The organism is Streptomyces sp. MK37H, assembly GCF_018035285.1.
Taxonomy (GTDB): domain Bacteria; phylum Actinomycetota; class Actinomycetes; order Streptomycetales; family Streptomycetaceae; genus Streptomyces; species Streptomyces endocoffeicus.
On record NZ_JAAAYH010000004.1, the window covers coordinates 50,575 to 74,906 of the forward strand.

24 protein-coding genes and 2 pseudogenes are annotated in these 24,332 nt (G+C 70.1%); 19 read left to right on the forward strand and 7 right to left on the reverse strand.

What is annotated here, in order from left to right:
• Positions 1–9 precede the first annotated feature (9 nt).
• Positions 10–288 carry a hypothetical protein gene (locus GWI24_RS01600; RefSeq protein WP_210944074.1) on the reverse strand — a complete coding sequence of 93 codons (279 nt, stop codon included), beginning with the start codon at positions 286–288 and terminating at the stop codon, positions 10–12.
• A gap of 480 nt (positions 289–768) precedes the next feature.
• On the opposite strand from GWI24_RS01600, the gene GWI24_RS01605 reads away from it, so the two are divergent.
• From GWI24_RS01605 to GWI24_RS44740, 3 genes and pseudogenes are all read left to right on the forward strand, one after another.
• Positions 769–1,389, forward strand: a complete 621-nt coding sequence (locus GWI24_RS01605; protein WP_247615730.1) for a hypothetical protein — start codon at positions 769–771, stop codon at positions 1,387–1,389.
• On the forward strand, positions 1,329–1,694 hold the full coding sequence (locus tag GWI24_RS44735; protein WP_308343338.1) for a zinc-binding dehydrogenase: 366 nt from the start codon (positions 1,329–1,331) through the stop codon (positions 1,692–1,694). Before GWI24_RS01605 ends, GWI24_RS44735 begins: the two co-directional genes overlap by 61 nt.
• A 314-nt stretch (positions 1,695–2,008) precedes the next feature.
• Positions 2,009–2,146, forward strand: a pseudogene (locus GWI24_RS44740) (integrase); the annotation flags it as partial.
• Between the two features lie 14 nt (positions 2,147–2,160).
• On the opposite strand, the gene GWI24_RS01610 reads toward GWI24_RS44740, so the two are convergent.
• The gene (locus GWI24_RS01610) at positions 2,161–3,504 is read right to left on the reverse strand and encodes an endonuclease domain-containing protein (RefSeq protein WP_210944075.1); all 1,344 of its coding nucleotides are present in this window, start codon (positions 3,502–3,504) and stop codon (positions 2,161–2,163) included.
• Between the two features lie 302 nt (positions 3,505–3,806).
• Positions 3,807–4,760 (reverse strand): LysR family transcriptional regulator, encoded by a 954-nt coding sequence (locus GWI24_RS01615; RefSeq protein WP_210944076.1) that lies wholly within the window; start codon positions 4,758–4,760, stop codon positions 3,807–3,809.
• Between the two features lie 131 nt (positions 4,761–4,891).
• Between GWI24_RS01615 and GWI24_RS01620 the strand changes: the two genes are divergently transcribed.
• The 5 genes from GWI24_RS01620 to GWI24_RS01640 all read left to right on the forward strand — a co-directional run bounded on the left by GWI24_RS01620 (position 4,892) and on the right by GWI24_RS01640 (position 9,996).
• Positions 4,892–5,803 carry an ABC transporter substrate-binding protein gene (locus tag GWI24_RS01620; RefSeq protein ID WP_208522301.1) on the forward strand — a complete coding sequence of 304 codons (912 nt, stop codon included), beginning with the start codon at positions 4,892–4,894 and terminating at the stop codon, positions 5,801–5,803.
• Entirely contained in the window at positions 5,800–6,735 is a 936-nt protein-coding gene (locus GWI24_RS01625) for an amino acid ABC transporter permease (protein WP_210944077.1), read from the forward strand. Before GWI24_RS01620 ends, GWI24_RS01625 begins: the two co-directional genes overlap by 4 nt.
• Positions 6,732–7,496, forward strand: a complete 765-nt coding sequence (locus GWI24_RS01630) for an amino acid ABC transporter ATP-binding protein (RefSeq protein ID WP_247615722.1) — start codon at positions 6,732–6,734, stop codon at positions 7,494–7,496. Before GWI24_RS01625 ends, GWI24_RS01630 begins: the two co-directional genes overlap by 4 nt.
• Positions 7,497–7,593: 97 nt before the next feature.
• A complete protein-coding gene (locus GWI24_RS01635) occupies positions 7,594–8,754 on the forward strand; it encodes an FAD-binding oxidoreductase (protein WP_210944078.1) in 1,161 nt (386 codons plus the stop codon).
• A gap of 264 nt (positions 8,755–9,018) precedes the next feature.
• Positions 9,019–9,996 carry a GTP-binding protein gene (locus tag GWI24_RS01640; protein ID WP_210944079.1) on the forward strand — a complete coding sequence of 326 codons (978 nt, stop codon included), beginning with the start codon at positions 9,019–9,021 and terminating at the stop codon, positions 9,994–9,996.
• 130 nt (positions 9,997–10,126) lie between these two features.
• On the opposite strand, the gene GWI24_RS46035 is transcribed toward GWI24_RS01640, so the two are convergent.
• From GWI24_RS46035 to GWI24_RS46730, 3 genes and pseudogenes are all read right to left on the reverse strand, one after another.
• On the reverse strand, positions 10,127–10,546 hold the full coding sequence (locus GWI24_RS46035) for an ABC transporter ATP-binding protein (RefSeq protein ID WP_308343334.1): 420 nt from the start codon (positions 10,544–10,546) through the stop codon (positions 10,127–10,129).
• 2 nt (positions 10,547–10,548) lie between these two features.
• Entirely contained in the window at positions 10,549–10,848 is a 300-nt protein-coding gene (locus GWI24_RS44750; protein ID WP_281788765.1) for an ATP-binding cassette domain-containing protein, read from the reverse strand.
• Positions 10,849–10,881: 33 nt separating this feature from the next.
• Positions 10,882–10,988: pseudogene (locus GWI24_RS46730) on the reverse strand (bL28 family ribosomal protein).
• An 87-nt stretch (positions 10,989–11,075) separates the two neighbouring features.
• On the opposite strand from GWI24_RS46730, the gene rpmG reads away from it, so the two are divergent.
• From rpmG to GWI24_RS01675, 6 genes are all read left to right on the forward strand, one after another.
• Positions 11,076–11,240, forward strand: coding sequence for a 50S ribosomal protein L33 (gene rpmG, locus GWI24_RS01650; protein WP_026252351.1), 165 nt, complete (start codon positions 11,076–11,078; stop codon positions 11,238–11,240).
• A 5-nt stretch (positions 11,241–11,245) separates the two neighbouring features.
• Positions 11,246–11,503, forward strand: coding sequence for a type B 50S ribosomal protein L31 (locus tag GWI24_RS01655; protein ID WP_210944080.1), 258 nt, complete (start codon positions 11,246–11,248; stop codon positions 11,501–11,503).
• Entirely contained in the window at positions 11,500–12,672 is a 1,173-nt protein-coding gene (locus tag GWI24_RS01660) for a GTP-binding protein (RefSeq protein WP_210944081.1), read from the forward strand. The genes GWI24_RS01655 and GWI24_RS01660 overlap by 4 nt, the downstream gene beginning before the upstream one ends.
• 34 nt (positions 12,673–12,706) lie before the next feature.
• Positions 12,707–12,952 (forward strand): 30S ribosomal protein S18, encoded by a 246-nt coding sequence (gene rpsR, locus GWI24_RS01665; RefSeq protein ID WP_210944082.1) that lies wholly within the window; start codon positions 12,707–12,709, stop codon positions 12,950–12,952.
• A gap of 802 nt (positions 12,953–13,754) precedes the next feature.
• Positions 13,755–15,365, forward strand: a complete 1,611-nt coding sequence (locus tag GWI24_RS01670) for an FAD-dependent oxidoreductase (protein WP_210944083.1) — start codon at positions 13,755–13,757, stop codon at positions 15,363–15,365.
• A complete protein-coding gene (locus GWI24_RS01675) occupies positions 15,362–16,003 on the forward strand; it encodes a Rid family hydrolase (protein WP_210944084.1) in 642 nt (213 codons plus the stop codon). Before GWI24_RS01670 ends, GWI24_RS01675 begins: the two co-directional genes overlap by 4 nt.
• A 659-nt stretch (positions 16,004–16,662) precedes the next feature.
• Here the strand turns inward: GWI24_RS01675 and GWI24_RS44755 are convergent.
• Positions 16,663–16,875 carry a hypothetical protein gene (locus GWI24_RS44755; protein WP_247615723.1) on the reverse strand — a complete coding sequence of 71 codons (213 nt, stop codon included), beginning with the start codon at positions 16,873–16,875 and terminating at the stop codon, positions 16,663–16,665.
• Positions 16,876–17,179: 304 nt separating this feature from the next.
• On the opposite strand from GWI24_RS44755, the gene GWI24_RS44760 reads away from it, so the two are divergent.
• The 5 genes from GWI24_RS44760 to dnaK all read left to right on the forward strand — a co-directional run.
• Positions 17,180–17,839, forward strand: a complete 660-nt coding sequence (locus tag GWI24_RS44760; RefSeq protein ID WP_247615724.1) for a hypothetical protein — start codon at positions 17,180–17,182, stop codon at positions 17,837–17,839.
• Between the two features lie 326 nt (positions 17,840–18,165).
• On the forward strand, positions 18,166–18,423 hold the full coding sequence (locus GWI24_RS01685) for a hypothetical protein (RefSeq protein WP_210944085.1): 258 nt from the start codon (positions 18,166–18,168) through the stop codon (positions 18,421–18,423).
• A complete protein-coding gene (locus GWI24_RS01690; protein ID WP_210944086.1) occupies positions 18,408–20,789 on the forward strand; it encodes a SpoIIE family protein phosphatase in 2,382 nt (793 codons plus the stop codon). The genes GWI24_RS01685 and GWI24_RS01690 overlap by 16 nt, the downstream gene beginning before the upstream one ends.
• 234 nt (positions 20,790–21,023) lie before the next feature.
• Positions 21,024–22,193 carry a glutathione-independent formaldehyde dehydrogenase gene (locus GWI24_RS01695; protein ID WP_210944087.1) on the forward strand — a complete coding sequence of 390 codons (1,170 nt, stop codon included), beginning with the start codon at positions 21,024–21,026 and terminating at the stop codon, positions 22,191–22,193.
• Positions 22,194–22,512: 319 nt separating this feature from the next.
• Positions 22,513–24,332, forward strand: a 1,820-nt coding sequence (gene dnaK / locus GWI24_RS01700; RefSeq protein WP_210944088.1) for a molecular chaperone DnaK, incomplete at its 3' end; no start/stop codon positions are given.

The following is a 24,332-nucleotide window of genomic DNA, read 5'->3' on the forward strand; positions in this document are numbered from 1 at the left end:
ACGGCCGCATCACACTTTCCACTGGCCGCTGCGCCGCTGGTCATCGGTTCGTCGACGCTGCGGAACCGGCTGGTCGCCACGGCCCACGCCAGCGGTTTCGTACGGGACGGGCTGCCGGTTGGCGGCGACGCCGAGTACTGGGGCCGTCTGGCGGCCGGTGGTGCGGCGCTGCTGGTCTGCGGCGGTACGACGGTGGCGCCGGAGTCCGCGCCGCGGCAGGGGAACATCGTTCAGATCCATCGTCCGGAGGCGGTCGAGCCGCTGCGCGGGGATGGCGAGGGCACTCATCGCCGACCCGGACCTGCCGCGCCGCTGAATCGCACCTCCGGAGGGACCACCACTGTGCCCGCGGACCGGGTCGTCGTGGTGGGGGAGCGCCGCCCGCGGGGCGCCCTGGACTGCACCGCCCTGGACTGCGCCGCCTCCCTGGTACTGACGGTTGGCGACGCCGTGGTTCCGCGACGTGTGGCGCACGCGATCGCCGAGGGGCGGGAGGCCGCGGTCAGAGTCGCCACCGCTGTGCGACACCGTATGCCGCACAGACGTGCTTAACCATTGCGCCCGATCAAACCAAATTGATATTGGTTCAATATAGTTCAACCCATGGAGCGATGTTGAAGAACGAGGGCTCCTGCCACCTCAGCGTCGGCTCGTTTCGCTTGAGTACTACGCACCGAAGCCGACACCGACCTGCTACTGGCGGGAAGCGAGCGGGCACTCTGCAACTGGATTACGCCTCATGACGCTCGTCACGGTGGTGCCGGCATGATGCGGACAGGACGGGAGGTCCGGGTCAGGACGTACCCGGCCGGCAGCGTCAGCCTGGACGACTTCGAGGTGGTCGAGGTCCCTGTGCCCCGGCCCGGGCCGGGGCAGGTGCTCGTACGCAACACGTGGACATCGGTGGACCCCGGCCTTCGGCTGCGGCTACGTCCCGACGCGCCCTCCGGCTATTTCGCCGCCTTCGCTCTCGGCCGCGCCATGGACGGCATCATGACAGTGGGGGAGGTGGTGGAGTCCCGGGCCGAGGGCTTCGCCCCGGGTGACGTGGTGTGGCACGCCCAGGGCTGGCGCGAGTACGCCGCCGTGGACGCGGTAGCCGAGCAGCTCAGCGGACTCGGCACCCCATACGGTCTGGGTCTCGGCTGCTGCGGGGGCGGTGGGCAGCTTGGCCGTGCAGATCGTACGGCTCATGGGCAACCGGGTAGTGGCCAGCGCGGGCACCGACGACAAGGTCGACTGGCTGCGCGACCGCTTGGGCGCCGACGCCTTCAACTACCGGGTGGGGGAACGTCGAGGCGAGGCTGGGCGATATCGCGCCCGACGGAATCGACGTCTATTTCGACTCCGTCGGGGGGATCCATCTCGAGGCCGCCCTGTCACACGTGAGGAGGGGTGGGCGCGTAGCGATGTGTGGCTCGATCTCGGAGTACGAGTCCGGCTCGGCTGGGCCGCGGAACCTGTTCCTCGCGGTGTCCAAGGACCTGACCCTTCGTGGGTTCCGCGGGAGCGGCAACCTGCATCTCATGGGGCAGATGCGACGCCGGATGACCGGGTGGCTTCGCAGCGGCGAGCTGGATTATCGCGAGACGGTTTTCGCGGGTCTGGAGTCCGCTCCGCATGCGCTGACGGAGATGATCGCCGGCCGAACGGCTGGAAAGACGCTCGTCAGCCTCGGCCGACTCGATGGATGAGGTGTGCTGTGCCAGCGGTAGACGAACGCATCAGGAAACGCATCAGGAACAAGGTCGTGTGCGTGACCGGCGCCACCGGGGGACTGGGCACGGCCGCGGCCGCCAGACTCGCGGAGGAGGGCGTGCGCCGTTCAGAAATGCGTCGCTGCAGGTCGTAGGCGGCCTGGCGGGATCTGTGGGCGCGCTGGGTCCATGTCCAGGTGATCGTGTCACTGGTGTATCTGGTCACGCGGAAGCTTCTCGGTCTCAGGGGTGTCCAGCGCAGCGATAGCGGAAGATGTGAAGGAGTTAGTGCTGCGGCTGGCAGGGGAGCCTTCCTCGAGCACGGCACACGCCGCCTCCACATCGTCGGCGTAACAGCGCATCCGACCGCACAGTGGACGGCCCGGCAGGCCCGCAGCCTCGCTCTTGAGGTGGGCGTGTGCCTCGAATCGTTGCGCTTCGTGATCCGCCTCCCGGTGCTCGCTCAGAACAGTGCCAGGCCCTCGCCGCTGGTGTCCGCGATGACTGGCCGGAACTGGGCGGGGAGGTCGTCCACGCGGTCGGGACCGGCCGCGGCGGCCACGGCAGGGGCCGTCTCGGCCAACCAGACACCAAACCGCTCGGCCGCTTCGCGGTAGGGGACTCGCGCCAGGACGCGGTGCTCGCCGGAGGGGCAGAAGTCGACTGCGACAGTGAGCAGGCAGGAACGGGGCGCGTTCTGACTGCCCGTCCAGGACACGCGCAGGACACCGCAGGGCTCGCGCCCGCGGGGGGCGCGGTGGGTCGGGCGCAGCGATCGGCAGGCTATGTGGGCGGTCCATGCGGCGAGGTGTGGCAGGGGCAGGGTGGTGCGTGCGCGGCAGCCGGTGCAGCGGTGCCAGTGGCGAAGCCAGTGGTCGGTGTCGGTGTGGAAGAGGCGTGTGTAGCGGTTCGCCACGCGGATGTCGTTGCTGTACAGGTGGTCGGGACGTTCCTGTGTGTTGCAGGACTGGCATACGGGCGCGCGGACGTAGCCGTGTTCGTGGCAGTGGTCGAGGACGGCGGCGGGCGCGGTGCGGCAGACGGCGCACGCCCACCCGGCCATCCTGCGGGAGGTACCGGGCTTCCTGCTGAGCACCGAGTACAGCTGGCCTTCCAGCTCTCCGTTGTACAGACGCAGTGAGGCGGTGGGGCCCTCGGGGCTCGTCGTCTGCCGATCGTCGGCGTCTCGGGCCTGCCGAGGGCGGATGGGCGGCTCGGTGGCGGCTGCGCTTGCCTGGCGGGTCCGCACGGCGTGCACCCACTGCGTTTCGGCGTGCTCGGTCGCATCGAGCAGCCTGACCACGGCGCGCGGCAGCCACCACGTCCGCTGCGTCCCGTCGCGGGTCCGCTCCACGAGTATCTGTCGCCAGTCGATCCCCGCCAGATGGTACGGCCGGCCGACTTCACCTCGTGCTGCCCGCTCGGGGCCGCCCAGCTCCCGCAGTTCCCCCGTGATGCGCTGGCGCCAACGCAGCGGCGTTTCCTCGTTGCGCTCCTGACTCGGCGCCACACGAAACGGACCGATACGGACCAAGTCCTGCCGATCCATCCCCACCGCGTTCAGTTCCGCGGCCGCCCGGCGCACCTCAACCTCCGGAACACTCCACCGACCGCCGCTCGCCCTCACCGTCGTCACCACATGGCTGCCGAGCAGGACGTACCCCACCTGGGCATGGGCAGGAGAGCAGGTGAATGCCCCAGAAGCCGTCGGCACAGCACTGTCGGCCGTCAAATCGACCCACAGAGCGTCCGCGGCACCCAGGGTGATCAGGCCGTCCGCGCGACCGGGCATGACACGCTCTGACATACCGACAGGCTAACGGCCTGCAACGCCGCAACGGGTCCCGCCGTGGGCGGTCGATGACATGTCGTCCCAGGCCTGGCCCACGGCGGGCCACCCCATCCAGCCGCTGTCCGTTGTCCGGTGGTCAGAGGTGGTCAGAGGTGGTCAGAGGTGGTCAGAGGTGGTCGGCGGGGTCGCCGCCGGGGGTGGGCCGAACTGCGTCCTGGCCTCGTTCAGCCAGGCCCTGGCGTGCCGGGCGATGTCGCCCGGCACGCCGGCACGGAGTCCGGCTACCGCGGAACGTATCGCCGCCGACGCACCGCTGTTCAGCCGGTGACCACGGGACACTCGCCTTCGCCCCGCTCGGGCAGGGCGGCCGCGGCGCTGTGCAGGAGGGCGATGGCTTGGGGGAGGAAGGGGTTGGGGTCGGTGGTACGCCGGGTGGCATAGACCCGACGGGTGTGGGTGGAGTCGGTGAGCCGGACGAGGCGGGTGCCGGATGCGTCGGGTGAGGTGGAGGTGTCCACGACGGCGAGTTCCGGTGCGATCGCCACCCCCAGGCCCTGCCGGACCAGTTCGTAGGGCAGGTTGTAGTCATTCGTACGGAAGAGCACCTCGGGCAGGAAGCCGCCGGCCGCGCAGATGTGGCGCAGGCAGTGAGCGGCGTCGGTGTCCTCGTGGTAGCTGATCCAGCGCTCGTCCCGCAGCTCGGCGAGGCGGATGTGCAGCCGTCCGGCGAGGGGGTGTTCCGCGGGGAGGAGGAGGTAGAGCGGCTCTTCCCGTACCAGCGTGTGTTCCAGGCCCTCGGGCCAGCTGTGCGGTACCACGCCGTACTCGAAGATCACGGCGAGATCCAGCCGCCCCTCCAGCACCGCGGGCACGGTGACCTGCGGGTCGCCTTCCTCGTAGCGGACGTCGACCTCGGGCCGATCGCGGAGGAACCCCGTCAGCACCGTCGGCACCAGCCGGAACCCCGCGGACCAGAAGCTGCCCAGCCGCAGTCGCCCTCGCTCGGCTGCGGCGTAGGCGCGCATCTCGTTCTCCGTCGCCGACAGGTCGGCCAGCAGCCGTCCCGCGCGCAGGGCGAGCTGGAGCCCGGCCGCAGTGGGGCGCACGCTGCGCGGTGAGCGCTCGAAGAGCGGGACGCCCAGGGCGCGCTCGACGGTGGAGATCTGCTGGGAGACGGCGGAGGGGGTGTAGCCGAGGCGCTGGGCGGCCGTACGGAACGAGCCTGCGGCGACCACCTCGCATATCGCCTGAAGCTGCGGCGGAGTCAGCATCAAATGAACTTAACACTCCGCATGGAAACGTTCATTCTCCCTGTTCTTGCCCGGGCCGCCGCCATCCCGCAGATTGGGCGTTCACCAGCCCCGCGCCGGTCCTCTGACCAGCGGCCCAGAAGGGAGGCCCCGTGCCCGGAAGGCATGCGCGAGCCCGCGCCACCGCACTTCCCCTCGCGCTCGCGACGCTGCTCACGTTGACCGTGACGGCCTGTGGCGGCACCGCGACAGTCAATCAGTCCAAAGTGCCCGAGCAGCGCGTCGACCCCGCACTCCGCGCCCTGCTCCCTCGGGACATTCGCGACAAAGGGTCCATCACTTCGGCTGTCGGCAACGACTACCCGCCGCTGTCCCTCCTGGACATCGACAACAAGACCGTCATCGGCGCCGAACCCGACCTCATTCACGCGGTCGGCCAAATCCTCGGCGTCCGCGTGCACCTGGTGCAGGCGAACTTCGACAGCATCATCGGCGGTGTCCGGTCCCAACGCTACGACGTGGCGATCCAGGCCATGCTCGACAAGAAGGAGCGCCAGTCGCAGGTCACGTTCGTCGATTACATGAAAACCAGCAGCTCGATCCTCGCCTCCGGGAAGGCCGCCGGGAACATCCGCTCCCTCACCAGCCTGTGCGGCAGCCAGGTGGCCGTCGAGCAGGGCACCTCGCAGGTGGACGATGTGGCGGCGCAGGCCGAGAAGTGTGCGGCAAACGGCAAGCCGGAGCTGGAGAAACTGGTCTTCCCCGACTCCGTCGGCTGCTTCCAGGCGCTGTCCACGGGCCGCGCCGACGCGTTCGTCGGCGGCACCCCCACCGTCGTCTACCAGGCGGAGATGTCGCACGGCAGGTTCCGCACGGCCGGTGAGCCGTACCGCTTCCTGCCCTACGGAATCCTGATCAACAAGGAGGAGCCGACCTTGGTACGGGCTGTCCGCGGTGCCCTGCAGAAACTTATCGACAATGGCACCTACGCGAAGATCCTCAAGCAGTGGAACATCAGGTCCGGAGCCCTGAAGAGCGCCACGGTGAACGGGGGCGCGGCATGACCGAGACCCTCATCCGGGCGGACTCCGGCGACGCCGCCGAGTCCCCGCGCCCCGTCCCGCCGCGCCGTCCGGGGCAGCGCGTCGCCGCGGTCGTCGTGGCCTTCCTGCTGGTCTTCCTCCTGGAGGGCTGGATCACCAATCCCCGTATGCAGTGGGGGACCGTCGGTGAGTTCCTCTTCTCGCCGGTGATCATGGAGGGGCTGCGGACCACGCTGCTGCTGACGTTCCTCGCCATGGCACTCGGCATCGTCGGCGGTGTCGTCCTCGCCATCCTGCGGATGTCCGCCAACCCGATACTCTCCCGGCTCAGCTGGTGCTACATCTGGCTCTTCCGCGGCACCCCGCTGCTGGTCCAACTCCTCTTCTGGTATTTCCTCTCCGCGGTCGTCCCCACCATCGGCCTCGGCATCCCCTGGGGGCCGACGTTCGTGCAGGCCGACACGAACGACCTCATCACCCAGCTCACCGCCGCCGTCCTCGGCCTCGGGCTGCACGAGGCGGCGTACATGGCCGAGATCGTCCGCGCGGGCATCACCTCCGTCGACGACGGCCAGAACGAGGCCGCCCAGGCGCTGGGCATGTCCCGCGGGCAGACCCTGCGCCGCATCGTGCTACCGCAGGCACTGCGCATCATCATCCCGCCCACCGGCAATCAGGTGATCTCCATGCTGAAGACCACCTCGCTGGTCTTCGCCATCGCCGTGCCCGAACTGCTGACCTCCATCCAGGGCATCTACTCACGCAACTTCCAGCAGGTTCCGCTGCTGGTCGTCGCCTGCTTCTGGTACCTCGTGGCGACCTCCGTGCTGGGCGTCGGCCAGTACTACCTGGAACGGCGCTTCGGCCGCGGCACCAGCCGCGACCTGCCGCCCACCCCGCTCCAGCGGTTGCGCGCCACGGCCCGGAACCACCGTAAGGAGAGCGCACGTTGACACCAGCCGTGATCAGAGCCGAGAGCGTGCACAAGAGCTTCGGCCGCACCGACGTACTCAAGGGCATCGACCTGACCGTCGCCCCCGGGGAGGTGATGTGTCTGGTGGGCCCCTCCGGGTCCGGCAAGTCCACCTTCCTGCGCTGCGTCAACCATCTGGAGACCATCGACCGGGGACGCCTGTACGTCCGTGACGAACTCGTCGGCTACGAAGAGCGGGACGGCAAGCTCCACGAGCTGAGCGAGAAGGCCGTCTCACGACGCCGCCAGGGCATCGGCATGGTCTTCCAGCGCTTCAACCTCTTTCCGCACATGACCGCGCTGGAAAACGTCATCGAGGCCCCCGTCCAGGTCAGGAAGGTGCCGAAGAAACAGGCATGCGAACGCGGCGCGGAACTGCTCGACCGCGTCGGCCTCGCCGACAAGGCGGGCAGCTACCCCGCCCAGCTCTCCGGCGGCCAACAGCAGCGGGTGGCCATCGCCCGCGCGCTGGCGATGAAGCCCGAACTGATGCTCTTCGACGAGCCCACCTCCGCGCTCGACCCCGAACTCGTCGGAGAGGTGCTGGAGGTGATGCGAGCGCTCGCCGACGACGGCATGACCATGGTCGTCGTCACCCACGAGATGGGCTTCGCCCGCGAGGTCGGCGACTCGCTGGTGTTCATGGACGACGGAGCCGTCGTCGAGACCGGCCCGCCGGCGGACGTGCTGAGCGACCCGCGCCACGAACGCACCCGCGCCTTCCTCAGCAAGGTTCTCTGACCACCTCGCCGGGATCTCTGACCTCCCCGGCAAGGTTTCCGGCCGTCGGGCGTGCTCTCCGACCGCCCCACACCTGACCGTCACCGAAGGAGTCTCCATGACCCGTGCCCTCGTCATCGGCGCCGGAGTGATAGGCGCCGCCACCGCCCACCGCCTGGCCGAGGCAGGTGTCAGCGTCACCGTGCTCGACGCCGGCGGCCGCACGCCGGGCACCTCCAGCGCCACCTTCTCCATCGACGTCACCCATCTGAAGACCCCCCACTCCTACTTCCTGCTCAACCGGCGCAGCGCCGCGCTCCACCGGGAGCTGGAGCACGAGATCCACGCGGACACAGGAGCCGTCGGCTGGCGCCATCCCGCGCCGCTCGTCCAGTGGGGCCACACCGAGGAGGAACAGCGCATCCTCCGCGCGCGTGCCGAGCGCCTCGCGGGCTGGGGGCACCCCTGCCGCACCGCCGACCCCGGCGAGCTGCGCACTCTCGCACCTGCCGTCGACCCCGCCTCCTGCCGCGCCGCCGAACTCGTCGTGCACGACGACGCCGCCTGGTACGACGCACCCCTCCTCGCGCGCACCCTCCTCGACCGGGCCGCGGCGCTGGGCGCCGACATCCGCTACGACAGTCCCGTCACCGCCCTGCTGCTGGTCGGTGAGCGGGTACGCGGCGCCGAGGCACGGGGCCGGCGCTTCGAGGCCGACCACATCGTCAACTGCGCGGGCCCCGACGCCGGGCGCATCGCCGAACTGGCCGGGGTACGGCTGCCGTTGCGCCAGATCCCCGGTCTGGTGGGCGAGTCCGTCCCGCTCGCCGAGCCGCTGCGCGCCATCGTCGCGACCCCCGGCGTCGATCTGCGCCCCGCCCCGGGCAACCGGGTCTGCGCCATCTCCTGGCCGGTCGACGCCCTCCTCGCCCCGACCGCGTCAACTGATGTGCCGCCCGAAGCGGACCTCCTCAGCCGGTGCGTCGCGATCCTGCCGGCCTTCCGCGCCCTGGGGGGTACCCGGATCGGTGTCCGCCCCGTTCCCGAAGACGGCCTTCCCCTGGTCGGCCCGCATCTCCAGGCTCCCGGCCTCTACACCATCACCACCCACAGCGGCGTCACCCTCGCCCCGCTCCTGGCCGCCCTCGCCGCCGAGGAACTCACCACGTCCATGCCCGAACCCACCCTGGCCCCTTACCGGCCCGACCGCGACACCTCACACCCCATCCGCGACGAAAGCCTGGCAGTGATGAGCAGGCACCGCGCTGAAGCCGGTTGAGTTCTCACGTCTGATGACGCGGAGTGCCCTGGACGGCTATCAGCCCGCGGGCCAGGTTCCGACACTTCGAGTCACAGCCCGGCCTCGTCCTCCGCTGTCTTGCGGATCTGCTGAATTTCATCGATGACCGTCGTGAGGTCTTGTTCGGCCGTATCTACGATTCGCTCGAGTTCACGGAGGCGGGCTGCACGTTCCGGATGATCCGGGCCACAGCCGCGCGCAGTGCATCAGGGGTGAGGTCGGGCATGGGGATCAGAGGTCCGTGTGATCATCCGTCAGGATCTGGATGCCATCGCCCGGGCCGCCACCTGCCCGCACGTCGTGCTCGCGCTCCCTGACAACGTCGACGCCCTGCCGTTTCTGGCCGAGCTGTGGCGGACCCCGTTGGGCAGGACTCCACTGTCGGACCACTTCGACCTCGCGCCCCTCACCGTCGGCGTCGACCCCGGACGGCTGCTGAGCGACCTGCGCTGTGTGCACCGGGCCGCCCACGTCTTCGGTGACCATCCGCACGCCGTGCCCTTCACGATCGCCGAGGCCGCGGCCCGGCAGGTGGAGGCTGCCCGGGTGGTGGTCCTGCGGGAGGGAGGAGCGGAGGACGACGGCCGCCTTGAAGGCTCCCGCGCCCTGCTCGCCCATCTCAGCCCGTCCGCGCTGGTCCTCCTCGATACGGAAGCTCGCGACAGCACCTCGCTGACGCCTTTGACACGGCCCGATTCCGGGTGGGCCGCGGCTGGACCGGCCGACCGGCTCGATGCCATCGCCCCCGCCATACGCCGTCGTGGCATCAGCCACGGCGTGGCCTCGGTGCTGTGGCGGTCCGGGCGCCCGCTGCACCCCCAGCGGCTGGCGGAAAGCCTGCCCCGGATCATGCCCGCGGTGGTACGCAGCCGGGGGCACCTGTGGGTGGCCACCCACTCGGACACGGTCATCTCCTGGCGGTCGGCCGGTCGCCATCTCGAACTGCGGCAGGCGGGGAAGTGGTTGGAGGACGGTGATGCGGGCGCGTGGCGCGCCGCGTCGCCCGAGCGTCGAACCCTGGCCTCGTGGCACTGGGATGTCTATTACGGTGAGCGTCGCAACGAGATCGTGTTCATCGGAGCAGAGCTGGACGAGGACCGGCTGCGGGCCGCGCTGGACACTGCCGTACTTGACGACCGTGCACTGGCACTCGGCGCCGCCCACTGGACTTGCCTGCCCGATCCGCTGCTCGGCACCGCGGCACGGAACCCGGAGGGTTGAACGGTAAGTGGCCAGGGACGTGCGGCAGTGCGTGCGGCGGCAAACTGGCCACCAGCTTTCGGCGCCAGCTGGAGGTGAGGACGGGCGGGTGAGCGCGAGGACCGCCGCCGCCCCCCGCTGCGGGGTAAAGCTACGCAGGAGGGCCGCCGAGCGCGGTGAGGCTCGGCTCGCGTGCGGGGCGGGTCTGGACGATCCGGCCCCGGCGCATGATCGCGACGCCGTGTGCGAAGTGGCGTACGAGCGCGAGGCCGTGGCAGAGGAACAGATACGCCGGCCCGCGGTCCTCCTGGAGGGCGGTGAGCAGGTTCAGCACTCCGGCGCGCACCGACGGGTCGAGTGCCGAGACCGGCTCGTCCAGGGCCAGCAGGCGTGGCTCGCCCGCGAGCGCCCGCGCGATTCCGACGCGCTGGCACTGTCCCCCGGATAGTTCGTGCGGCAGTCGGCCGCCCACCGAGACGTCGAGGCCGACCGTCTTCATCAGCTCCTCGATCCGGCCGGGTGCCGGTGGCCTCCCTCGAACGCGCAGGGGTTCGGCGATCGCGTCGCGCACCCTCAGGTGCGGGCTGAGGGAGCCGTAGGGGGTCCTGGAAGACCGGCTGGAACCGTGGCCGCAGCGGACGTAGCTCCCGCTCCCCGCAGGCCGGTGAGCTCCCGTCCCTCGAAACGTACGCTCCCACCTTCCGGGCGGCGCAGCGTCGGCGTGGCCAGAGCGGTGGAGGATTTGCCGCAGCCCGACGCACCGACCAGGGCGAGTGTCTCGCCCGCGTGGATTCGAAGGAGACCTTGTCGACGGTGGTGTGGCGGCCGTAGCGGACGACAAGGCCGGTCACCTTCCAGCAGCGGGTCGGTCATGCTGTCGCCTTCCGTGAGAAGAGTTCTTGGCCATCAGACCTTCCCTCCCCGGGCGCGGATGCGGGCCACGGCGGGTGCCAGTGGGAGATGTTCTGGCCGAAGCCGGGTTGCCGGCCGGTGAGTTGGCAGTGGGCGGACATGGTTCCTCTCGAAGTGTCCGGGAGTGGTGCGGGTAGCACCGCACCAGCTTGATGAAAATGAAAACCAACTCCATGTATGGTGTGGCCATGGCGCGCAATGAACTACGTCCGATCATCAAGCTGAGGTCCACCGCGGGCACCGGCTACACGTATGTGACCCGCAAGAACCGGCGGAACGACCCCGACCGGCTGACCCTGCGCAAGTACGACCCGGTCGTCGGCCGCCACGTCGACTTCCGAGAGGAGCGCTGACCGCCATGCAGCCCGGTATCCACCCCGCGTACCGGCCCGTCGTCTTCCGCGACCGGGCCGCCGACTTCGCCTTCCTCACCCGCTCAACCGCCACCAGTGACAAGACGGTCGAGTGGCAGGACGGCAACACCTATCCGGTCATCGACGTCGAGATCTCCTCGGCGAGCCACCCCTTCTACACCGGCAACCAGCGCGTCGTGGACACCGCGGGCCGCGTCGAGCGGTTCGAGCGGCGCTACGGACGCGGACGGAGGGACCGGTGACCGCGGACGAGAACCGGCTGGCCGTGGCGGTCGTGGGCGGACTGCACGCCGACGCCCGACGCGCCGCCGTCGAGGAGATCCTGCGCACGGTGCCCGGCTCCGTGGCGCTGCACCACGATCTGTCCGCCGCCGCCGCCACCGACTGCGCCGTGCGCCGCACCGTGCGCGACGCCTCCGGGCCGCTCGGCGGCGGTGAGGCGCCGCTGGTGAACGACTGCGCGTGCTGCGCGCTGCGCGAGGACATGTTCCCCGAACTGCTGCGCCTGGCCACGGGCGGCGGGCACCGGCTCGCCGTCGTGGAGCTGTGGGACTCGGTCGAGCCCCAGGCCATGGCCGCCGTCATCGCGGCCGAGGGCGCCCCGCTGGAGCTGACCGGGGTGGCCACCGCGGTCGATCCGGCCCTGATGGTGCCGTATCTCGCGAACGGTGACGACCTCGCCGAGGCCGGTCTCGCCGCCGCCCCGACCGACCAGCGCACCATCGCGGACACCTTCGCCCGGCAGCTGGAGTACCCCACCGTGCTCGCCGTCGCCGAGGACGAGACGTCCGAAGAGCCCGCGGACGACGGCGATCTGGCCCTGCTCACCCAACTCACCCCGGGCGCACGGCAGATGCGGCTCGGCGAGGGGGCCCTGGGGCCCGCCCTCCTCAAGGGTTTCGACACCGCGGCGGCGGCCGCCCGTCAGCACCCGGCCTGCGCACTGTTGCCACAGGACAGCGATGAGCACGGAGTGAGCACCCTCGTCTGGCGGCGCCACCGTCCCTTCCACCCGGGGCGGCTCTATGCGGCGCTGGAGGATCTGACCTGTGCCGCGGCCCGCAGCCGGGGCCGCTTCTGGCTGGCGGACCGGGGCGACACCCTGCTGTCGTGGGACGCCGCGGGTGGTGCCCTGTGCGTGGAGTCGGCCGGGCCGTGGCTGGCCGCGCTGCCGGACGCGGCCTGGGAGATGGTGCCGGCCGAGCGGCGGGTGGCCGCCGCGCTGGACTGGCACCCCGACCACGGCGACCGCTGTCAGCACCTGACCTTCACCTCGCCCGGCCTCGACCGCGACGGGCTGCCGGCCCTGCTCGACTCGTGTCTGCTGACCGACGCCGAGTACGCCGCCGGGCCGGACGCCTGGAGCCGGCTGCCGCACGCCTTCGACGAACTGCTCGACCCGGTCGCCTGACGGCGCCTCACGCTCATACGGATAGGACTCGCTCATGGCCCGCCGCACCACCATCACCGACCGCCGGGGAGCCAAGCGTCCCCGCGTCAACCCGCTCGACGCCGCCGGCATCACCTATGTCGATTACAAGAACACCGACCTGCTGCGGAAGTTCATCTCCGACCGCGGCAAGATACGCAGCCGCCGGGTGACCCATGTGACACGACAGCAGCAGCGTCAGATCGCCCGCGCCGTCAAGAACGCGCGCGAGATGGCCCTGCTTCCCTACGGCTCCCGTTAGCTGTCCGATTGCGTCGACCGGACGTCCGCCTCAGTTGCCCATGGAGGAGCCTTATGCCGCATGGACCGGACGACCGCCCGAACCGCCCCTTCACTCTTGTCGTCTGCGGGAGCTGTCGTGGGGGATCCGACGGCGATGAGGTGATGGAGAGTATGCGCAAGGCCGTCCAAGGCTCTTCGCACGGCGTCCTCGTTTCCACCGGATGTCTCGGCAAGCTCCTGGACTGCCGTCGTCGCCACGGGCTGTACGCTGCCGTCCAGCCGTGTGCGGTGGATCGCAGGCCCAGCGGACCCGTGGCGCGGCTGGGGCCGATCGTCACCGTAGCCGACGCCGAGGCGCTGAGCGCGTGGCTACGGAGGGGGATGCCGGACGATGGCACCCTTCCTGACCGGCTGCGTGCGGTCCCTTCTCCGGCGGGGGCCGCCCACCTCAACTGACGGCCTCATGTGCTTGGCAAGGGCGCGTTCTCCACACCGAAGCGGGGCCCGACGGTTGTGCCGTCGGGCCCCGTTCCAGGCGTCGGCCTCTACGGCAGTGTGGTGGCCGGGTACGGCGCGGGGACTGGCCCAGCGGGGAGGGCTGCCCCCGGCCCAAGACGGGACCGCGCCCGCACCTTCCTCCTGGTTCGCAGCGCACGGCTCGAAACCGGTTACGCCAGTGGTATGGCGTTGTAACAGTCGCGGCGGAGGCTCATGGCGCACCTCCGGTCTCCTCAGTAACTCGTACCCCCCACGTGACCGGGTTGACCGAACGACCGCTCCCCGGCCGGCGCGCGCCCCGGGGTGCGGATGAGGAGGAATTGATGGCTGCAGAGCAGTCCCCGGCATCCCGCCGTAACTTCCTGAGATCCGTCGGCGTCGCGGGTGGCGCCGGAGTGCTGTACTCGGCGATGGGCGCACTCGGGCTCGCCCCGGTGCCAGACGCGCGGGCGGATGAGTACCGGGCGCCCCAGCGAAGCGACTTCGCGCTCACCGGGCGCGGCGGCAAGAAGGTGCTCGTGCTCGGCGGCGGCATAGCCGGCCTGGCGACGGCGTACGAACTGGGCAAAGCCGGTTACGACTGCCGGATCCTGGAGGCGAAGGACCGCCCCGGGGGCCGCAACTGGACGGTCCGCGGCGGCACGACGCTGACCGACCTCGACGGGCGTACGCAGACGGCGTCGTTCACCAAGGGCCAGTACATGAACGCGGGCCCGGCCCGGCTGCCGCAGTCCCACGTCACTCTCGAGTACTGCCGCGAACTCGGCGTCGAACTGCAGGTGTTCACCAACCAGAACGCCAACGCGTACATCTACCATGAGAGCAGTGCCGCCCTCGCGGGCAAGCCCATGCGCTGGCGCACGGCGAAGGCCGACGTCTACGGCTACATCTCCGAGCTGCTCGCCAAGGCCACCGACCAGGGCGCCCTGGACGCACAGCTCACCGCGCAGGACCAGGAACGACTGATCGCGTTCCTGCAGAGCTTCGGCGCTATCAAGGGCAAAGCCGACGGCTACGCCTACACCGGCACCGACCGGCGAGGCTACTCCGTCGAGCCGGGCGCGGCCTTCGAGGACGGCACGGTCCTTGGCCCGGTGCCGACGCTGTCGGACGTCATCGGCAGCGGCGTGGGGCAGCGCTTCGCCTTCGAACTCGGCTACGACCAGGCCATGCTGATGTTCCAGCCGGTGGGCGGCATGGACGCGATCCCGTACGCCCTGGCCAAGGCGATCGGCCAGAACCGCATCACCTATGGCGCCGAGGTGCTGGAGGTCAAGGACCTGCCGGACGGTGCCGAGGTCACGTACAAGGGCGACGGCGGCCGTACCCTCACCCAGCGCGCCGACTTCGTTGTCGCGGCCATGCCGCCGATGGTCATGGCCCGCCTCAAGCACAACCTGGGGACCGACATCACCGCGGCGCTGAAGTACGCCGTCCCGACCCCCGTCGGCAAGATCGGGCTCGAGTACCGCAGCCGATGGTGGGAGACGGACGAGCACATCTACGGTGGCATCACGCCGACCGACACCGACCTGGCCACCATCTGGTACCCCTCCTACGGCTACCAGGGCCGCCGCGGCACACTCATCGGCTACTACAACTCCGGTGCCGACGCCGTCGCGTACAGCGATCTGCCGCACGCCCAGCGCCTTGCGCGGGCGGTGAGCCGGGGCGTGAAGATCCACGGCGACAAGTACCGCACCGAACTCGATCACTCCTTCAGCGTGGCCTGGCACCGCACGCCTTATATCGAGGCCGGCTGGGTGAGCTGGCCCTCGCAGACCGGTCCCGAGTACAAGCTGCTCAACCAGCCCGCCGGGCACGTCTACTTCGCCGGCGACTGGCTCAGCCATGTCATCGCCTGGCAGCACGGCGCGTTCTCCTCGGCCCGCAAGGTCGTGACCGACATCCACGAAAGGGTGATGGCCGCATGAAGCGACATACGAAGGTTGTGATCGGTACGGCCCTGACCGCCTCGCTCCTCACCGGCGGCACCGCGCTCGCCGAGGGCAAAGGCTGGTGGCCCGGGCCCAAAGAGGTCCGCGTCATGCTGCCCGAGGGCCAGTCCAACCCGGCCATCGCCACGGGAGTGGCGACCGGCGGTGAGGTGGCGATCTACCAGAGCAGCGGCCTTGGCCCGACCGCGCTCAACCCGTCCGCGCCGGCCGGCTCACCCGAGTCCTATACCGACCCGGCCCTCACTCAGGGCGCCACGGGAGTCACGGTCACCGAGGCCCAGGCACTGGTCGTCCTGCGCAACATCAAGACCAACCTCGAAGCGACGGGCCTGACCCTGGCCGACGTCATCACCATGAAGTGCTACCTGATGAAACCGCCCGGCGCCGAGACCGCCGACTACGCGGGATGGAACCGCGCGTACCGCCAGTACTTCGCCAACATCGACCTCACCTCGAAGGAGGTCGTCCCGGTCCCGATGGGTACCTCCGCCCCCAAGGCACCGCTGGTCGCCAACAAGGCCCGTCCCGCGCGCGCCACGATGGAGGTCGCGTCGCTGGCCGTCAAGGGCTGGATGGTGGAGGTCGAGGTCACCGCCGCGTACAAGGCGCGCTGACGGGCACAGACCCGCGGGGCAACCGCAGCGAGGGGCCGGGCCCGTAACCGGGCCCGGCCCCGAAGCGGCGCTGCCCCTGCCGGGCGGCGCCCCCGGTCAGTCGTCGAGGGCGCTGCAGCACTATCGTCCACCAAGCCAACGCACGTATCGGCGCAGCGGTGGCCAACGCCTGGTTGGCACGAGGGCTCGAACCTCTGCCGGTGAGCTGCCCTGCGACGTGCCGCCGTCGCTCCAGGATGGCACTTGACGGCTTGCGCGTACGGTGTCGTACGGAGCTTGACGGCGCGACAGGTCTGCGCGCGTCTTTTTCGAAGGCCGTTTCCGCAGAGACGCGGGGGCGGCCTTTTCGGTGTTTTGCGGTGTGGTGGTCGCATGGTGGTCGCACGAGTGCCTTGGGGCTGAGACGCGCTCGGTGAAGTGAAGGCCAGGGTGGGGGAGTGGCGGGCCTTGAGCGGGCCGCGCCCGTTGTAGTGGCGGGCGTATTCGTTCAGCACGGTGTGCAGATGGCGCCGGCCGAGGCAGGCGGCTCATGTGCCGCTTTCATGGTGCATCACCGCGGAGAGGTGGTCGGGCGTGCGTGTCGCCGCCGTCCTTCGGGAGCATGCCGTTACCGTGATTCGGCGCGGCCCCACGGCCCGCCCCAGCACCTGCTGCTCACATCACGGAAGACGGGAGTGGTGATGCGGGCTACTCCCGATGCGGACAAGGGGCGGCCGCGCGTTGTGGTGGGCCTCCTCGTCGACCCGGACGCGCCGGCGGAACTGGCGGAGGAACTGGCCGAGGATCTGCCCGAACTGCTCGCCGAAGCCGTGAACCGAGACATCGAGTGGAGCCTGTGGGTCGTCCGTGACCCGCTGACCGCCATGTTGCACGACAGCGTCACGATCCTCAGCGCGACACGGGAGCACAAGCTTCGGGAGAACTGGGACATCGCCGTCTGCCTCACCGATCTGCCCTTGCGCACCGACGGGCGCCCACTGGTGGTCGATGTGGACGCCGAAGATCGGGTGGCGCTGGTGTCGCTGCCCGCGCTCGGCGGGATCTTCCTACGGCGGCGGCTCCGTCGCTCCGTCGTCCGGCTCCTGAAAGATCTGGTGCTCACCACGACCGGCGACGGCTCCACGCGGCCGGGCCAGGGAACCATCGGACCGGTCGTTCCGGAGCGGACCGCCCCCCGTGAAGCGCACGACGACGGACGAAGAGGTTGTCGATCTGCGGATCGTGGGGTCTCCGGCGAGAGGACGCCTGCGCCTGCTGCTCGGAATGGTGCGCGCCAACGACCCTTGGCGGCTGGTCCCCGCCCTCGCCAAGGCGCTCGCTGCCGCGCTGGCCACCAGCGCCATCGCCGTGATGAACGCGGCTGTCTGGAACGTGGCCACCGGGATCCGGGCCGAGCGGCTAGCCGTGATCTCCCTCTTCTCGGTGGCGGCCATGGTGACCTGGCTCATCGTCCACCGGCGTCTGTGGGAGCGGCCCGGTTCTCCCTCCCCCCAGGACAGGGAGAAGGCGGCGCTGTACAACCTCTCCACGGTCCTGACCCTGTCCCTGGGCGTCCTGTGCGGTCTCGTCGGCCTCTATGTCGTGGACTTCGCGGTGTCCTTGTTCCTCATTGACGGCGGAGTGCTGGCCAAGCAGGTGGGCCGCTCGGTCGGACTGGGCGACTACGCGCGCCTGGCGTCGCTGGCGAGCGCGGCGGCCATCGTGGGCGGAGCCCTCGGATCCGAATTCGAGAGCGACGAAGCGGTCCGCCGCGCCGCCTACGGCAAACGGGAACGACGGCGCCGCGAGCAAGCGGAGCGTGAACGCCAGGAGGCCGAAACCGCGCAGTCCGGGTAGGTGTCGGCAGCGTGGACCGATGGCCCCGCGCATGGCGCCATGCACGGGGGCGTCATCACGCAGGTGATGCCTTGATGACTCCCCCGGCATCCCCTGGCCTCGAAGTGGACTGCGTCGCGGTATGTCCCTCGGAATCACACGGTCGCCGGCTGTGCCGCGCGGGCGTCGGCTGCCGGTGTTCGCCCGCGGCACCAGCCTGCTCACCACCAAGAGGCTCGGGCGCAGCGACCGGGTGGTGCCGGCTCAAGGAGGCGCTCGCCGCCTGGGAGAGGACCGACAGCGGCCGCGGACGACGCCGGAAGAGAGCCCGCCGTACAGTTGCTCGTATGGTGGACGCGGATGTGCCGACCTCGGCCGGGGCCGCCGAACAGCTGCTCGAGGAGCTGGTCAGCGCCATCCAGCAGGCCTCCCCTGCGGAGTTCCCGGAGGTCCTGAACCGCTATGCCGGGGCCATGGGCCCGGGCCGTGCCGTCGTCCACCTGATCGATCTCCAGCAGAGGCCGCTGCTGCCGCTGGCCGAGGACGAGACGGAACTTCCGGTGGACGTGGCCGCCGGGACCGTAAGACGATGTCCTCCACGGTGAACGAGCCTCTCGACATGGTGTACCTGGCCACAGCCACGATGGATTCGCACGGCGTCGTGACCGGGTGGAGCGAGGGCGCCCAGCGGCTGCTCGGCTACCGGCCCGAGGAGATCGTGGGGCGAGCGGTGACCGAGCTGTGGGCCGGGGAGACCGCCGCCGAGGCGGTCGGGCGCTGCCTGGCCGGCCGGTCGAGGTGGAGCGGACGGGTGGGGCTGTGCCACCGTGACGGCCATCGCGTGGAGGCGGAGGCGCTGGCGCACCGTGTGGTGGCGGACGGCGGTGCCGCCGGGTGGCTCCTGGTGTCCGGCGTCGCGCGGGAACCGCGTTCGCCCGAGGCAGACGCGGCTGTGGGAGCGTTCGCCCAGGCCCCGTGCGTGCTCGCGGTCTTCGACACGGACCTGCGGCTGGTGCGGGCGAACGCCGAAATGGAGGCGGCGGCCGCCCTCACCGAGGATCGGATGCGCGGTATGCGCCTGGTCGAGCTCCTGTCGCACCCGGAGAGCGAGAAGACCGAGGAGGGCATGCGTCGCGTGCTGGAAAGCGGCGAACGACAGGTCCTGGAGGCTTATCTGCGGGTGCCGGGCCGCGAGCACGCCTGGACGATCTCGCTCGCGCCGCTCAAGGACCGGACGGGCCGCGTGTACGGCGTGTGCCTCGCCGCGTACGACACGACCCGCCGGCACCAGGCCCAGGAACGGTTGCTGCTGCTGAACGAGGCGGGGAAGCGCATCGGCTCCACCCTGGACCTCGCGCGTGTCGCCCATGAACTTGCCGACGTGGCCGTCCCCCGGGTCGCCGATTTCGTCGGCGTCGACCTGCTCACCTTTCTCGACCAGGGTGAGGAACCCCCCTCGGGCCCGCTGTCCGGTCCCATCACCATGCGCCGCGCCGCCCATCGCTCCGTCCTCCCCGGAACCCCGGAGGCCGTGGTCGACGTGGGCGAACTGGACACCCACCCGGAGTCCTCACCGTCGGCCGAATGCCTGACCGAGGGCCGGGCCATCCTCTTCCAGGTGAACGACGAGCTCATGGTCCGGTGGGACGCCCTCGACCCGGTACGGGCCGCCCGGATCCGGGAGCACGGAATCCACTCGGAGCTGGTGGTGCCGATGCGCACCCGCGGCGTCACCCTTGGCGTGGTGTTCTTCGCGCGCCACCGGACGCCGGTGCCCTTCGACGAGGACGACCTGCTGCTGGCCGAGGAGATCTCGGCCCGAGCGGCCGTATGCGTGGACAACGCACGCCGCTACAAGCGCGAGCGCATGACGGCCAGGGCTCTGCAGCGCAATCTGCTGCCGCGGCGCCTGCCCGACCTGGCCGCGATGGAGGTCACCTCGCGCTATCTGCCCTCGGAAACCTGGGCCGGCGTGGGCGGCGACTGGTTCGACGTGATCCCGCTCTCCGGCGCTCGCGCCGCCCTGGTGGTCGGCGATACCGTGGGCCGCGGCGTCGAGGCGTCCGCCGCCATGGGGCGGCTGCGCAGCGCCATACGCACCCTGGCCGATATCGATCTGCCGCCCGGCGAGCTGCTGACCCACCTCGACGATCTCGTGACCCGGCTGGCCGCCGAAGACGATCACGAACCGCCCGAGGGCACCGGCGCCACCTGCCTGTACGCGGTCTACGACCCGGTCTCCCGCCACTGCACGCTCGCCAGCGCCGGCCACCCCCCGCCCGTCGTGGTCACCCCGGACGGCAGCGCCGAGATCCTCGACGTACCCGACGGCCCGCCCCTCGGCCTCAGCACCCTGCCCTTCGAGGCGGTCGAGACCGAACTGTCCGAGGGCAGTGTCCTCGCCCTCTACACCGACGGTCTGGTCGAGGGCCACGACCGCGCGACCGACGAGGGACTGGAGGCGCTGTGCGAGGCCCTGGCCCAGCCGGGCCCGTCCCTGGACGCCCTCGGCGACACCGTCCTGCGGACTCTGCTCCCCGCCCGCCCCGAAGACGATGTCGCCCTGCTCCTCGCCCGCGCCCGGGCCCTCGGCCCCGACCGGGTCGCCACCTGGGAGGTCCCCCCGGAACCCGCCGTCGTCTCCCGGATCCGGCGGGAGGTCACCGCCCGACTGATGGACTGGGGACTGGAGAAGCTGGTCTTCACCACCGAGCTGGTCGCCAGCGAACTGGTCACCAACGCGATCCGCTACGGTCACCCCCCTATCCGGCTGCGCCTGATCCGCGACCGCGCGCTCATCTGCGAGGTCTCCGACTTCAGCAGCACGGCACCGCATCTGCGCCGGGCCCGCGCGCTCGACGAGGGCGGCCGCGGCCTCTTCCTGGTGGCCCAACTCGCCCAGCGCTGGGGCACTCGCCTGGAGGCCCATGGCAAGACCATCTGGGCCGAGCAGGATCTCTCCGACGACTGAGCCGGGGCCGAGGGTGCCGCCCCCACCCCCGCCGGCCGCGGTCGCGTTCGGAGTGCCCGGATGAGACCGTGGAGGACAGGGCGACTCGTCTCCCACAGCAGGCGGCATGTGCCGCCATCGCAGCGGGGCCGCAGGACATGACGGCCGCGCCACCATCCATCCACCATCACTCGCGGCCTCGGGCCGGGTGACGGCAGTGGGCGCATGCGTGTGGTGGTGAGACGAGGAGTGATCATGAAAGCAGCTGTATACGAAGGACCGCGGAACGTCGCGGTCGAGGAGAAGCCCGACCCGAGGATCGAGCACCCCTGCGACGCGATCGTCAAAATCACCACCACCAATATCTGTGGCTCCGATCTGCACATGTACGAAGGGCGTACGTCGTTCGAGAAGGGCCGCATCTTCGGGCACGAGAACCTGGGGCAGGTCATCGAGGTCGGCTCGGCGGTCAGAAAGCTCAAGGTCGGCATGTATGTGGTGCTGCCGTTCAACATCGCCTGCGGTTTCTGCAAACAGTGCGAGCGCGGCTTGACCAACTACTGCCTGACCATGCAGCCGGAGCCCTCGGGCGCCGGAGCCGCTTACGGCTTCGCGGACATGGGGCCGTACCAGGGCGGCCAGGCCGAGTTCCTGCGCGTGCCGTACGCGGACTTCAACGCGCTGCGGCTGGGCGAGGACGCCGAGGAGCGCCAGACGGACTATGTGATGCTGGCCGACATCTTCCCCACCGGCTACCACGCCACCGAGATGGCGGGCGTCAAGCCCGGGGACCAGACCGTCATCTACGGTGCGGGTCCCGTGGGGCTGATGGCGGCCTACTCGGCGGTGATCAAGGGTGCTGGACGGGTGTGGGTGTGCGACTTCCACACCGATCGGCTGCGTAAGGCCGAGGAGATCGGCGCCATGCCGATCGACATGCGCGAGCAGGACCCGGGCGAGGTCATCAAGGAAGCCACCTTGGGGCTCGGCGCTGACAACGGCTGCGAGTGCGTCGGCTACCAGGCCCATGACCCGTCGGGCCGCGAGGACGCCTCCCGCACGATGAACGGCCTGATCGAGAACGTCCGCTTCACCGGGTGCATCGGCGTGGTGGGCGTGTTCGTCCCCGAGGACCCGGGCGGCAGGGAATCCCAGCCCCAGATCGGCGACTTCGAGGCCAAGGGCAAGGTGCCCATCGACTGGGGCAAGCTGTGGTTCAAGGGCCAGAAGATCGGCACCGGCCAGGCACCGGTGAAGAGGTACAACCGCCGGCTGCGCGACCTGATCGCCGGGGGCGAGGCCAAGCCCAGTTGGGTGGTCTCCCATGAGCTTCCGCTGGACCAGGCCCCCGACGGCTATGACCACTTCGACCGCCGGGACGAGGGCTGGACCAAGGTCGTCCTGCACCCGGACGGTTCCGGCTGACCCGGCGGCCGGGCGCCGCCGTCCTGGTGCCCCGAGGCCCACGAGGCCGGGGCGCATCCTGGCCGCGCGGGGCGGCCACCCTTGCCCGGGGCCGGGCTGGGAAGCGGCGGGCCGGTCTGCCCGGGTATCGGTCGCCCGGATCGCGCCCGCTCGTACCTGTCCTCGGTGGCGGTCTGGGGCGCCGAAATTCGACCCCACAGGCGCAGGCGGTCATCTGCCCCGCTTTGCCACTCTTGTGGCTTAGACCCCGTAATCCCCGCCTCGTCGCCCGACCGGGCACCGGGGCGAATATCAGCGGCCGCCTCCGGAAGGAGTTGCCATGGCCAAGGCAGTCGGTATCGACCTGGGCACCACGAACTCGGTGATCGCCGTGTGGGAGGGTGGTGAGTCCTCGGTCGTTCCGAACTCTGAGGGAAGCCGTACCACGCCGTCGGTGGTGGCGTTCACCGATACCGGTGAACGGCTGGTGGGGCAGCTGGCCCGGCGGCAGGCGATCCTCAACCCGAAGGGCACCATCTATTCGGCCAAGCGGTTCATCGGCCGGCATTACGACGAGGTGTCGGCGGAGGCCAGGGCGGTGGCCTACGACGTCGTCCCGGACGAGCAGGGTCTGGCCCGGTTCAAGGTGCGCGAGAGGCTGTACTCGCCGGAGGAGATCAGCGCCCAGGTGTTGCGCAAGCTGGCTGATGATGCGGGGAAGCAGTTGGGCGAGCGGGTGACCGAGGCGGTCATCACGGTGCCGGCGTATTTCAATGACGCTCAGCGCAGTGCGACCAAGGACGCGGGGGAGATCGCCGGTCTGAAGGTGCTGCGGATCATCAACGAGCCGACGGCGGCCGCTCTCGCTTACGGTCTGGACAAGAAGGGTCATGAGACCGTTCTGGTCTTCGACCTGGGTGGCGGCACCTTCGATGTGTCGATCCTGGATGTCGGGGACGGGGTGGTGGAGGTCCGCGCGACCGCGGGCGACAGTCATCTGGGCGGTGATGATTTCGACCGGCGGCTGGTGGACCATCTCGCCGAGGGGTTCCAGCGGGAGAACGGGATTGATCTGCGCCGGGACCCGCAGGCGCTGCAGCGGCTCTTCGAGGCCGCGGAGAAGGCCAAGACCGAGTTGAGTTCGGTGACCCAGACCCAGGTCAGCCTGCCGTTCATCACCGCGGATGCTTCGGGTCCGAAGCATCTGACGGAGACGGTGATGCGGTCCACTTTCGAGCAGATGACTGTTGATCTGGTGGAGCGCTGTCTGGGTCCGGTGCGGCAGGCCATGGCCGATGCCAAGGCCGGTGAGAGTGACATCGATGAGGTGATCCTGGTCGGTGGCTCGACCCGGATGCCCGCTGTGCAGGGCCTGGTGCGGCGGCTGACCGGTGGCAAGGAGCCCAATATGAGCGTCAATCCCGACGAGGTCGTGGCCCTGGGCGCCGCGATCCAGGCCGGGGTGCTCAAGGGTGAGGTCAAGGATGTGCTGCTGCTCGATGTCACTCCGCTGTCGCTGGGTGTGGAGACGCGTGGTGGTGTGATGACGAAGATCATCGATCGGAACACCACGATTCCGGTGCGCCGTACGGAGACGTTCTCCACGGCTGAGGACGATCAGCAGGCGGTGGACATCGTGATCCTGCAGGGTGAGCGGGAGCGGGCCGCTGACAACCGGGTGCTGGGCCGTTTCCAGCTGACGGGTATCCGTCCGGCGCCGCGTGGCGAGCCGCAGGTGGAGGTGACCTTCGATATCGACGCCAATGGCATCCTCAATGTCACGGCGCGGGACAAGGACACCGGTAAGGAGCAGTCGGTCCAGATCAGTGAGACCGGGAACCTCGACCGGGGTGAGGTCGAGCGGATGGTCCAGGAGGCCGAGCGCAACCGGGGTGAGGACCGGGCGCTGCGTGAGGCGGTGGACGCGCGTAATGAGCTGGACGCCATTGCCTATCAGGTCGACAAGCGCCTTTCCGACCTGGGCGATGCGGTGCCCTCTCATGAGAGGTCGCGCGCCGAGATGCTGGTGCATGACGCGCGTGAGGCGGTCAGGAACCAGGCCGGGACCGACCGGACCAGGCCGCTGGTCTCCGAGCTCCAGCAGGTCTACGCGGGCCTGGCCGCTCATGAGACGGCCGGTGCGGGCGCGGGCCCGGGCGG